General features: G+C 73.2%; 6 protein-coding genes and 1 pseudogene. 3 read left to right on the top strand and 4 right to left on the bottom strand.

The genetic code is table 11. The features are described 5' to 3' along the window. Positions 1–720: 720 nt before the first annotated feature. The 3 genes from ACI792_RS12630 to ACI792_RS12620 all read left to right on the top strand — a co-directional run bounded on the left by ACI792_RS12630 (position 721) and on the right by ACI792_RS12620 (position 4,284). Positions 721–3,012 (top strand): putative bifunctional diguanylate cyclase/phosphodiesterase, encoded by a 2,292-nt coding sequence (locus tag ACI792_RS12630; protein ID WP_456602890.1) that lies wholly within the window; start codon positions 721–723, stop codon positions 3,010–3,012. A gap of 98 nt (positions 3,013–3,110) precedes the next feature. Next, positions 3,111–3,500 (top strand): S-adenosylmethionine decarboxylase, encoded by a 390-nt coding sequence (locus tag ACI792_RS12625; protein ID WP_456602889.1) that lies wholly within the window; start codon positions 3,111–3,113, stop codon positions 3,498–3,500. 1 nt (position 3,501) lies between these two features. Next, positions 3,502–4,284, top strand: coding sequence for a hypothetical protein (locus tag ACI792_RS12620; protein WP_456602888.1), 783 nt, complete (start codon positions 3,502–3,504; stop codon positions 4,282–4,284). Positions 4,285–4,495: 211 nt separating this feature from the next. On the opposite strand, the gene ACI792_RS12615 is transcribed toward ACI792_RS12620, so the two are convergent. From ACI792_RS12615 to fdh, 4 genes and pseudogenes are all read right to left on the bottom strand, one after another. Continuing rightward, the gene (locus ACI792_RS12615; RefSeq protein ID WP_456602887.1) at positions 4,496–6,634 is read right to left on the bottom strand and encodes an acyltransferase family protein; all 2,139 of its coding nucleotides are present in this window, start codon (positions 6,632–6,634) and stop codon (positions 4,496–4,498) included. Between the two features lie 134 nt (positions 6,635–6,768). Next, positions 6,769–7,818 carry an NrfD/PsrC family molybdoenzyme membrane anchor subunit gene (gene nrfD / locus ACI792_RS12610; RefSeq protein WP_456580074.1) on the bottom strand — a complete coding sequence of 350 codons (1,050 nt, stop codon included), beginning with the start codon at positions 7,816–7,818 and terminating at the stop codon, positions 6,769–6,771. A gap of 1 nt (position 7,819) precedes the next feature. Then, positions 7,820–8,881 (bottom strand): 4Fe-4S dicluster domain-containing protein, encoded by a 1,062-nt coding sequence (locus ACI792_RS12605; RefSeq protein WP_456602886.1) that lies wholly within the window; start codon positions 8,879–8,881, stop codon positions 7,820–7,822. Positions 8,882–9,011: 130 nt separating this feature from the next. Next, positions 9,012–12,302 (bottom strand): annotated as a pseudogene (gene fdh, locus ACI792_RS12600) (formate dehydrogenase). Between the last annotated feature and the right edge of the window lie 13 nt (positions 12,303–12,315).

The raw sequence follows: 12,315 nt of genomic DNA, 5'->3' as shown, positions 1-12,315 counted from the left end.
AGGAAAAGCCCTGGTGAGGCCGCCATGCGGCGACCGGGGTGGGCGGGCGGCCTCGACGATGGGTGCACGTCGGCGGCGTCAGCCGGGCACCGTGGATCCGCGGGGCCACTCGAGACCCGGCCCACCACGTGCGCGTGCGTACCGGTGGGGCGCCGCCCATCGGGTGGCGCGGGGGGCTCGGACGACGACGCCGCAGCCGCGGTCGGTGCGGCGACCGTCGGTGCTACGCCGCCCTGGGGAGCAGGCGCAGGCGGGCCAGGAAGCCGGTGGCCCTCGACGTCCCCGTGTCCGCAGACCCGTCTTGGTCGGCGTGGACCTGCACCGGACGGTCGGCCGGCATCGGAGCGACCTCGTCGTCCGCTCGGGCCACCGCCGGACCACCGGCCGGCACGGGGAGCAGCCGGTGGACGTCGGCCGGACCGTAGGCCGACGGCGGCGCGGCATGGCGGCCGTATGCCACCGCCTCGGCACTGCGGCGGACCAAGGTGTCGTCCGTCGGCGCGAGCTCCGGTGCCACCCGCAGCGACTGCCCTGCTCCGTTCCCACGGTCCATGCGAGTGTCATCGGCAGTCCGACGACGACTCGTGACCGGGTGCGCCCTCCGGCACCGGCCGCCGGCGCGACTGCCCCTTCCGGGTGAGCCGGGGCGCGCACGGGTCCAGCGGAGCCGATCCGCCGCCGATGTCCTGATCCATGGACCAGCGAGATCAGGAGAGGGCCGTGCCTCGTCGTCCCAGCTCCCTGTTCCTCCTGACCGTCGGACTGGTCGCGCTCTTCGCCACCGGCATCGGACCGCGTCCCGCCGGCGCCACCTGGGACCGCGCCTACGACGTCGTCCTCTACAACCTGCCCTACCTCGCCGCCGCGGCCGCCTGCGTGGTCGCGGCACGGCGCGTGCGCAGCGAGCGCATGCTCTGGGGTGCGCTCGCTGTCGCGCTCACCCTCGGTGCGTTCGGCAACGCGCTGCGGGTGCTCTCCGCCGGCCTGCAGGGCAACGAGCCGTCCTCCGCCCTGTCCCACGTGGTCTCGTTCACGGCCTACCTGCTCGTGTACGTGCCCCTCGTCGTGCTGATCCGCGCCCGGGTACCCCACTTCCACCCGAGCATGTGGCTGGACGGCGTGGTGGCGGCGCTGGGCAGCCTCTCCGCGGGGGTCGCCTTCCTGGTGGGCCCCTACCTCCTGACCGACCCCGGCGAGACGCCGGTGGCCGCCGTCGACCTGGTCGCGCCGATAACGACCGTCCTGCTCATCGCGGTTCTGATGGCCATCGGCGCCATCCTCGGCGTGCGCCTGGACCGCACCTTCGTGCTGCTGGGCTCGGGGCTGGCTCTGATCTGCGTCTCGGACCTCGTCCTGTTCGCCCTCAAGGTGCGGGGCACCTACGTCGACGGGGGCCCGCTGGAGCTCGGCTGGCTGGCCGGCATCGTGCTGACGGCCGCCGCCGCGGCGGGCGCGGTCGAGCAGCCGCCCCCGGCCAGGTCCACCGGTTCCCGCATCGGATGGCGGCTGCTGGCGGTGCCCCTCGCCTGCCTGTTCGCCAGCCTCCTCGTGCTCAGCCCCTGGTCGCAGCCCGTGCCCGACATCGCCGGGTGGCTGGCCATCGGCTGCGTGCTGGCCGGAGTTCTCCGCATCGCCGTCACCTTCCGGGAGGTGCGCGGGTACAACCAGATCAAGCTGGAGTCGCGGACCGACGAGCTCACCGGGCTCGCCAACCGCCGCGCGCTCCTGGAGCAGACCCAGCGGGTCATCACCGTGGCGACGCCCGCCCAGCCCGCAGCCCTGCTGCTGCTGGACCTCGACGGCTTCAAGGAGATCAACGACAGCCTCGGCCACACCGCCGGTGACGACCTGCTCCGCCAGATCGGCCCGCGGCTGCGCCGCTCCCTCCGCTCCGGCGACGTCCTGGCCCGGCTCGGCGGAGACGAGTTCGCCGTCCTGATGCCGGCCGCGGACCTCGCCGACGCGCGCGCCCTGGCCGAGCGGCTGCGCGACCTGCTGCTGGCGCCCTTCACGGTCGCCGACGTCCGGCTGCACGTCGGCGTGAGCATCGGCGTCGCCACCGCGCCGGCCCCGGCGGCGTCCGTCGAGGAGCTGCTCCACTGCGCCGACGTCGCCATGTACAGCGCCAAGCGCGCCCGCGAGGGGGTGCACGTCTACGTGCCCGACCCCGTCACCGGCACCGCGGGCAGCGACCGGCTGCGCACGATGGAGGAGCTGCGGACGGCGCTGGCCGGCGACGAGCTGCGGGTCTTCCTCCAGCCCCAGATGGACATGCACGACGGCAGCATCGTGGGCGCCGAGGCGCTGGTCCGGTGGGAGCACCCGACCCGCGGGCTGCTCTCCCCCGCCGCGCTGCTGCCGGCGGCCGAGCAGGCGGGCCTCCTGCGACCCCTGACCGACCGGGTGCTGGAGCTCGCGCTCGAGGCGGCCGCCCGGTGGTGGCCCGACCGCGAGATCCCCGTGTCGGTCAACCTCTCGGCGGCCAACGTCACCGACCTCGACCTCGCCGGCAAGGTCGCCGCCGCGCTGCACCGGCACGGCCTGCCCCCGCGGGCGCTCACCCTCGAGCTCGTCGAGGACACGCTCATGGCCGACCCCGAGCGCGGCCGCACGGTCCTCGCCGACCTGCGCCGCTCCGGCGTGCGCACGTCGATCGACGACTACGGCACCGGCTACAGCTCGCTGGCCCACCTGCGCCACCTGCCGGCCGACGAGCTCAAGCTCGATCGCAGCCTGACCGCCGACGTCGACCGCGACCCCCGGGCGGCCGCGATCGTGCAGAGCACCGTCGCGCTCGCCCACGCCCTCGGCCTGAACCTGGTCGCCGAAGGGGTCGAGACCCTCGCGACGAGCGCGGCCCTCGCCCGGCTGGGGTGCGACGTCGCCCAGGGCTACGCCATCGCCCGCCCCATGCCGGTCGAGGACTTCCTGCGCTGGCTGACCGCCTCCGATTCCGGGCTCGTCGACGCGACGCTGATCCCCCAGCTGCAGCGGGGGCCGACCGCCCGCTGACTCCGAGGGTCAGGACGACGCCCTACGGGGGACGCACGACCAGGCGACACGCCGACCTGGGTGAACACCGTGCGCTACCGGGTGTGGACTATGAGCGGGTGACGCCGTCCTCCCCTGCCTCTGACCTGGTCTCTCATCCACTCGCCTGGCGGGAGCTCGCCCCGGAGATCCTTCGCCAGCGACTGGTGATCGAGGGCTGCCCGGCCGCGCCCGTCGACGACGCGCAGATCCGGACCTACCTCTCGGCGCTGTCCCGCGAGGTGGACATGGTGCAGCTCCTCGAGCCCGTGACGCACCGCTCCGACCTCTACGGCTGGGCAGGCTGGATCCACTGGGAGACCTCCGGGGCGCACTTCTACGCCTGGGAGCAGCCACGGCTGTTCTTCTCGGTGGACATCTACACCTGCAAGGCGTTCGACCCCGACACCGCCGTCGCCTTCACCGCCGACTTCTTCGACGCGCGCACCGTCGTCGCGAAGGGCTTCTGACATGGGGCTCCGGCTGCTGGTGGCGCAGTCCCCGGCTGAGCGGGAGGCCGCCCGTCAGGTCGAGGCCGCCGTCTTCCTCCAGGCCTTCGGCAACACGCCGGAGCTCCTGGACGAGGAGTACGGCCCGTACGAGGCGCGGTCGCGGTTCGTCGCGGTGGTCGACGACGTCAGCGGCGTCGCGCTGGGCACCGCCCGGCTGATCGTCGCCGACGCCGGGAGCCCGGTGAAGACCCTGCTCGACGTCGCCGGCGACCCGTGGCACCTGCCCGTGGCCGACAGCCTCGGCACCGTCGGTCTCGCCCCCGAGGAGGTGTGGGATGTGGGCAGCCTGGTGGTCGACCCGCGGTACCGAGCCGGCGCGGCCGGTGCCGAGCTCAGCGTGGCGCTCTGCCACGGCCTCTGGCGGTACGCGCGCAACTGCGGTGCCCCGGGACTCGTCACCATCGTCGATGACCGGGTCCGCCGGCTGCTGCGCGCGATGGGCGTGCCCTGGCAGCCGATGCCGGGGGCGGCGTCGCAGCCCTATCTGGGCTCCCCCGCCAGCACCCCGTGCGTCCTCGTCGCGGAGGCGGCGGAGGAGCAGATGGCCCGGGCACGCCCGGATCTGGTGCCGGCGCTGGTCCACGGGCGGTTCGGCTCCATCACCCTCGACCCGGCCGACCTCGCGCCGAGCCGCGGGGCTCTGGTCGACTCGGCCGAGCCCGAGCTCGTGGAGGCACCCCGTCGCGACAACACCGGCTGGCGGCCGCCGACGGCCCGCCGCGAGACCACGCCCCTCGGGTAGGCCCGCCGCGGCCCCTGGCCGGCGGGCGGGCTGCCGGCCACGACCGGGCGGCCCGTCTCCCGGCGTGGCGAGCTCGCTGGGGAGTCGCCCGGGTCTGAGCAGGGCAGGAGGCGCTCCCCGGCCAGTCGCTCTCTGCCCCGCCTGAGTGGGCAGAGAGCGACCACCCGGAACGGCTTTCAGCCTCCGGCGGGGCGGGCGGGCGGGCCCGCGCTCAGGAGGTGACCCTCTCCGGGACCATCTCCCGCACGGCGGCCGCGACCATGTCCGCGGCGGCCGCGGTCAGGTGGGTCTCGTCCGTGCGCAGCAGCACGGAGCCGGCGAAGGCGGGGCAGCGGCCGTCCGCGCAGAACAGCTCCCGGGTGTCCACGTACGTGACGTCGGCCCCGGCCTCCTGGAGCGTCTCCACCGCGGCCCGCTCGGCCTCGGTCTTGTCCAGGAAGCCGCGGCTGATCGACCGGACGCAGTCCTGCGGGCCGCTCAGGCGTCCCCCGCACGCGCGGGGGTCGGCGCCCAGCGGCGGGTTGCCGAGGACCACCACGGAGTCCACGAGCGGCGTCACCGCTTCGAGGGTCGACTCCAGGCCGCGCTGCCACTCCTCGATCGCGTCGTCGCCGGTGGCGCCGCTGACGAAGTTGCCGAAGTACCCCTGCCCGGCCGACATGACCAGCACGTCGGGGGCGGTCTCCTCGATGAACTCGAGCGTGCGCTCCCGCGCGGCCGCGCAGTCCTCCGGGAAGCCGGGCGGCTCGGCCGGCGGCGCCGCGGCGACGTCGACGAGCGGGCAGGAGGCGAAGCCCAGCCCGAGCACCTGCCAGTCGTCGCCCGAGAACATGGCGTCGACCGTGGGCCCCCAGCTCATCGCCACCGAGTCACCGACCAGGAGCGCCGTGTTGGGCGCGTCCGCCGGCCCGTCCTGGCAGACCAGTGGCTCCCCTCCCGCCGTCACCGTGTTCCGGCACCCCGGCGCCTCGGTGCCCATCTCCTCCGCCTGCTGCGCGGGCCCGAGCCCGTCCAGGGAAGGCGTGAGGTCGTCCGGCCAGGAGTCCGCGGCCAGCGCCGCCTCGACCTGCTCCGCGAGCCGGTCCGCGCTCGGCCGCTCCCCCGTGGTGGAGGCCGCCGGACCAGCGCTGACGGTGTCGCTGCCACGCAGCCACGCCGGCCCCCAGAACTGCGCCGCACCCACCACGAGCAGCACCCCGGCGACGCCGACCGGCAGCAGGTACCCGGGGCGGCGGGGCCTGGACCACCCGGAGGTCGGGCGGAAGGCGGGGCGCATCGCCAGGACGGGCCGCTCGATCCACCGGTAGGAGGCCGCGGAGAGGGCCAGCGTGAGCGCCAGGAGAGCCACCTGCACCGGGACGGAGCTGCCGAGGATGTCCACCCCGAACACCACGACCGGGAAGTGCCACAGGTAGATCGAGTACGACCACTGGCCCAGGCGCTGCGAGACCGGGTTGGTCAGCAGGACGGTGGCCGCCGACCGCGGCGGGTCGGCCAGCAGCACCATCGCCGTCCCGAGCACGGGCGCGAGCACCCACGGGAACGGGAACGCCGAGGACGGCGAGATCACCACCGCGGAGCCGAAGATGACCGCGAGCCCACCGACGGAGAGCCCCGCGCGGAACCGGTCGGCGACGACCGCCGGGCCCCCGACGACGGCGACGAGCCCCCCGATCAGCAGTTCCGAGGCGCGCGCGAGGGTGTCGAAGTACGCGGCCGTCGGGGCGGTGGCCGTCCGGTAGGCCGCCCACGCCAGCGAGATCGCGATCCCGACGCAGAGGATCCAGACCAGCCGGCCCGGCCGGCGGCGGAGGCCGAAGAGGCCGTAGGCGACGAGCAGGAGCAGCGGCCAGAGCGCGTAGAACTGCTCCTCGATCGAGAGCGACCAGTAGTGCTGCACCGGCGACGGCGGCCCCTGCGCCTGCAGGTAGTCCGCCCCGACGGCCACCAGGTGCCAGTTCTCGACGAACAGCGCCGCGGCCAGCGCGTCCACCGCGGTCTGGTTGGCCCGCGGCAGGAACCACAGCAGGTACCCGACGACGACGGTCACCACGAGCACGGCCATGGCCGCGGGCAGGATCCGCTTGGCGCGGCGCAGGTAGAAGTCGCGGAAGGAGACGGTGCCCGTCGACGCGAGCTCCCGGAGGAGCAGTGCGGTGATCAGGTACCCGGAGATCACGAAGAAGACGTCGACGCCGATGAAGCCGCCGTGCGGCCAGCCGAAGACGTGGTCGGCGACGACGAGCCCCACCGCCACGGCGCGCAGCCCCTGGATGTCGCTGCGGAAGCGCAGCAGGCCGCCGGGCGGCCGCGGCGTGGTCCGGCTCGCGGCCTGATCAGTCCCCGACATGGCCAGGAAGGTACGCGGACCGAGGTGTGCCCGTGGTCACCGAGCCGCGCGACTCCCCCGGTCGTGCGTCTGCCTGGCCGCGCCGCCCTGCGCTGACCCGGCGGCCCGCCGGCGCTGCGGAAGCCGCCGCCGGGTCAGCGCGTCGTCGTGTCGGCGTGCTCCTGCTGCCGTGCCGCCAGCCGCTGCTTCTGCGGGACGACCACGTACTTCGGGTCCTTGGTGCTGGCGATACCGGCCTCGAAGACGCCGAAGCGGGTGAGCAGCGACCCGGCCGCCAGCAGCGTCCCCGAGGCGACCGCGCCCCAACGCCGCCGCCCGGCCACCGCCGTCAGGGTGGCGCCCGCCGCGGTGCACGCCTGCGCCGCGCGCATGAGGGTGCCGGGCCGGCCCTCGTGGAACGGCTCGCTCAGGATCCCGTGGTCGTTCTCCACCTTGTGCATCGCGGCCAGTTCGATCGCCGCGCCGGCGATCGCCATCTTCCGCGCGGGCCCGGCCTCCTCGACCGGCGTGAACATCATCGTGATGCCACCCCCGGCCGCCATCGCGGAACCACCGAAGACGTAGGGCAGCTGGGTGTACGCCGCGTGCCACGACGGCACCGCGGTGTTGGCCAGCAGCACCCCGGTGTAGGTCGCGAGCGGGCCGCCGAAGATCGCGCCCACCACGCCGCCGAAGCGCTTGAGCCGCGGGAACCAGCCGAGCAGCTCCACCGCCGCCGTCGCCGCGGCCGCCGCGCTGAACGGCGCCAGGATGTAGGAGCCGACCGACAGCGGCGAGGTCGGCTTGAACACCCGCAGCATGTGCAGGAAGCGCTCCGGGCGGCCGAGGTCGTGGATGAGGAAGACCACCGACGCCATCGACCCGGCCCCGGCGGTCAGCCGCGACACCCGGGTCAGCGTGGGCCGGTCGGTGAGGTCGGCGAGCGCGCCGAGGATCGCCGAGGAGCCGGCCGCCCCGCCCAGGAACAGGTAGAGCGGCACGTCCGGCGACTTCCACACCGGCGTCTTCACGATCTGCCGGCCGTAGTACGAGGTGAACTCGACGTCGTCCACCATCGCGACCTCGCCGCGGTGGCGGCCGCGGCCGTGCTTCCGGCGTCGCTTGCTGCCGGTGCGCTGCTGCACCGCCGGGCCGCGGTCGGCCTGGCGCCACCCGGCGCCGGGGCTGGTGATACCGCCGGTCATGTCAGCGCCTCCGCGAGCCGAGGACGGCGGTGACCGCGACCCCGACCATCATCACCGCGGCCTTGCCGGCCGCCTTCCACATCGCCGGCAGGTCCCGCGTGGTCACGACCGGGTCCGGCGGCAGGCCGTAGACCTCGGGCTCGTCGAGCAGCAGGAAGAACGCCCCGTCGCCGCCGACGCCGTCGTTCTCGTCCCGCCCGTACAGCCGCGCCGTCTCCACGCCCTGCGACTTCAGCGTCGCCAGCCGGGCGTCGGCGCGCTCCTGCAGCTCGTCGAGGTCGCCGAACTGGATGGACTGCGTCGGGCACGCCGTGGCGCACGCCGGCTGGAGCCCGTCGGTGAGCCGGTCGTAGCACATCGTGCACTTGAAGACGCGGCCGTCGTCCTTGCGCTGGTCGATGACGCCGTAGGGGCACGCCGCCACGCAATAGCCGCAGCCGTTGCAGATGTCGCCCTGCACGACCACCGTGCCGTACTCGGTGCGGAACAGCGCCCCGGTGGGGCAGACGTCGAGGCAGCCGGCGTGCGTGCAGTGCTTGCAGACGTCGGAGCTCATCAGCCAGCGGATCTGCTTGTCCGCGCCCGACTGCCCGGTCTGCGGGTCGAACTCGCTCAGGGCCTCAGCGTTGAGCACGCTCTGCTGGGCGTTGGCCAGGCTGACGTCGTCTCCGGCCACCGCCGGGGACGGGCCGCTGCCGGCGCGGTCGTCGCCGGGCCGGCCGAACGTGGGCATCGGCAGGTCGACGGCGCGGCTCTGCTCGATGAACGCCACGTGCCGCCAGGAGTTCGCGCCCAGCTGCCCGGTGTTGTCGTACGACATGCCGGAGAGGCCCAGGGCGTCGCGGACGCCGTGGGAGTCGTCCATCGGGAGGGTGTTCCACTCCTTGCACGCCACCTCGCACGCCTTGCAGCCGATGCAGACCGAGGTGTCGGTGAAGAAGCCCACCCGCTTGGGGTGCTCCTCCTCGTAGCCGGCCTCCGCCGTGACGTCGGGCAGCGGGCCGAACAGCCGGTTCTCCGGGTCGCGGCCGGTGAAGGCCGGGCTGGCCGAGCTGATCGTCATCTCGCTCCCCTCCTCTCGCGGTCGTGCCGACGCGGGCCGTCGACGTCCTCCCTCACCTCAGCGCGTCCACCCTCACCGCACACCCTGAGGGAGGACACGCCACGATCAGGGAACCTGATCCCAGCGGGGGTCACTGGGTGGACCCCTCGCCGGCCTCGGCGGCCACCGGGTCGCGGCCGTTCACGCCGACCTTCCCCGACGGCACCCCGGCCCGGCGGCGGTAGGACTCGACGAACTCCAGCAGCTCGGTCCCCCGCGGCCGCCGCCCCGCGACGATGTCGCAGGTGCTGACCTTGGACTCCTGGATGTGGGTGTTCGGGTCCATGACGATGCCGAGCAGGTCGTTGGCCGCATCACCGGTGGAGATGCCGGCGTAGGACCAGTGGTACGGCATGCCGATCTGGTGGACGACGGTGCCGTCGCGCAGCTTGATCGGCCGCACCCGCTCGGTCACCAGCACCTTCGCCTCCACGGCCGTGCGCGCGCTGACCAGCGTCGCGAACTCGCCGTTGCTCAGCCCCCGCAGCCGCGCCAGCTCGGGGCTCACCTCCACGAAGAACTCCGGCTGGAGCTCCGAGAGGTAGGGCAGCGTGCGGCTCATCCCGCCGGCGGTGTGGTGCTCGGTCAGCCGGTAGGTGGTGACGGCGAACGGGTAGACCTCGCTCCGCGTCGGGTTGGCCCGGTTCCACGGCCCCTCGATCATCTCGAGCGTCGGGTTGGCCTGCTGCTTGTAGAAGGCGTTCTCCACCACCGACTCGGCCGGCTCGTAGTGCGTCGGCAGCGGGCCGTCGACCACGCCCGCCGGCGCGAAGAGCCAGGCCTTGCCGTCGCCCTGCATGACGAACGGGTCGGTGCCGGCCAGCGCGTCCTGCGCCTTGGCGCCGTCCGGCGGCACGTAGTCCGGCCGCTTCTTCTTCTCGAAGTCGGGGACGTCGTCGCCGGTCCACTCGCCCGCGGCCTCGTCCCAGTACACGTACTTCTTGCGCTCGCTCCACGGCTTGCCGTCCGGGTCGGCCGACGCGCGGTTGTAGAGCATCCGCCGGTTGAGCGGCCAGGCCCAGCCCCACTCGGAGGCGACGGCGCCCTGCTCCTTCGCGGGCTTGCGCCGCGCGGACTGGTTCACCCCGTCGGCGTAGACGCCGCAGTAGATCCAGCAGCCGCCCGTGGTCGAGCCGTCGTCCTTCATCTGCATGTAGGAGTTCAGCAGCTGACCGTCGGGGCCGTAGCCGTTGATCTCGCGCAGCACGAGGTCCGCGCTCGGCTCCTCGTGCTCGCCCTCGGGGAGGTAGTCCCAGGTGAGGTCGAGCAGCGGGCGGTCCCGCGGGTCGGTGGAGTCCTTCAGCCGCTCGCGGAGGATCCGGCCGAGGTGGAAGTAGAACCACAGGTCGCTGCGGGCGTCGTTCGGCGGCTCGACCGCCTTGTGCCGCCACTGCAGCAGCCGCTGCGTCTGGGTGAAGGTGCCTTCCTTCTCCACGTGCGTGGCGGCCGGCATGAAGAAGACCTCGGTGCCGACCGTCTCCGGCGCGAGCTCGCCGGTCTCGTGCTCCGGGCCCTCCTTCCAGAAGGTCGCCGACTCGATCATCTGGAGGTCGCGGACGACCAGCCAGTCCAGGTTGGCCAGCCCGAACCGGTTCATCCGGCTGTTCGGGTGCCCGACCCCGGGGTTCTCGCCGACGAGGAAGTAGCCGGAGACCTTCCCCGCGATCATGTCGGCGATCGTTCGGTAGGAGCTGTGGTCGCCGTCGATCCTGGGCAGGTAGTCGAACGCGAAGTCGTTCTCCGGCGTCGCGGCGTCGCCCCACCAGGCCTTGAGCAGGCTGACCATGTAGGCGGGCTTGTTGCCCCAGAAGCCGCCCTTGCCGGCGGCGTCGGCGACGTAGTCCTCCAGGGTGTCGTGCTGGTGGGAGTGCGGCATCGGCAGGTAGCCCGGCAGCAGGTTGAACAGCGTCGGGACGTCGGTGGAGCCCTGGATGCTCGCGTGCCCGCGCAGCGCCATGATCCCGCCGCCGGGGCGGCCGATGTTGCCGAGCAGCGTCTGCAGGATCGAGCAGGTGCGGATGTACTGCGCGCCGACGCTGTGCTGCGTCCAGCCCACCGAGTACACCCACGCCGTCGTCCGGTCGCGGCCGCTGTTGCTGGTGACCCACTCGGCGACCTGCGCGAAGACCTCCGGCTCGATGCCGCAGACCTCGGACACCATCTCGGGGGTGTAGCGGGCGAAGTGCCGCTTGAGCACCTGGAACACCGTGCGCGGGTGCTGCAGGGTCTCGTCCCGCTTGGGCTTCGCCGGGATCGGCGGGCCACCGCTGCCGGCCGCCTGCGCGCGGTCGGACTTCTTGACGGCGGGGTCGTCCTCGAGCCGGTCCTGCTCGGCGGCCTCGGCCGGGTCGTCGGCGCCCGAGTGCGGGGGCTCCTCGAACTCGTACTGCCAGGTGTCCTCGTCGTACACCCGGTTCTCGGGGTCGTAGCCGGAGAACAGGCCGTCGAGGTCCTCGGAGTCGACGAACTCCTCGCCCACCAGCGCCGCGGCGTTGGTGTAGGCGACGACGTACTCCTCGAAGTACAGCTCGTTGCTCAGGACGTGGTTGATCAGGCCGCCCAGGAACGCGATGTCCGTGCCGATGCGCAGCGGGACGTGCAGGTCGGCGATCGCGCTGGTGCGGGTGAACCGCGGGTCGATGTGGATGATCTTCGCGCCGCGGGCCTTGGCCTCACCCACCCACTGGAAGCCCACCGGGTGGCACTCGGCCATGTTCGAACCCTCGATGACGATGCAGTCGGAGTTCGCGAGGTCTTCCAGGAAGTTCGTGGCGCCGCCACGACCGAACGAGGCACCCAGACCGGGCACCGTCGCGGAGTGCTATATGCGCGCCTGGTTCTCGATCTGGATCGCGCCCAGGGCGCTGTAGAGCTTCTTCATGAGGTAGTTCTCCTCGTTGTCGAGGGTCGCCCCTCCGAGGCTCGCTACTCCCATGGTGCGGTTGACGCGCTTGCCGTCGTTCTCGTCCTGCCAGCCCTTGCGCCGGGCCTCCAGGACGCGGTCGGCGATCATCTCCATCGCCGTGTCGAGCTCGAGGTCCTCCCACTCCGTCGCGAACGGACGGCGGTACTTCACCGTCGTGACGCGGGTGGGGCTGGTGACCAGCTGCTTGCTCGCCGACCCCTTGGGGCAGAGCCGGCCGCGGCTGATCGGCGAGTCGGGGTCGCCCTCGATCTGGACGATCTTCTCGTCCTTCACGTACACGTTCTGGGCGCAGCCGACGGCGCAGTACGGGCAGACGCTCTTCACGATCTTGTCGGCGGTGGCGGTGCGCGACACGGTGGCCTCGGTGGCCTTGCTGCGCGCGGCCTTGCCTCTGCCCAGGGGGTCGGAGCCGGTGAGCTGGCGGTACACCGGCCAGCTGTCGAGCCAGGTCTTCACGGGCGTCACTCTG

This window comes from Blastococcus sp. SYSU DS0669, from assembly GCF_054050895.1.
The sequence above is the reverse complement of the archived record's forward strand: the minus strand, read 5'-3'. Positions and strand labels throughout refer to the sequence as shown.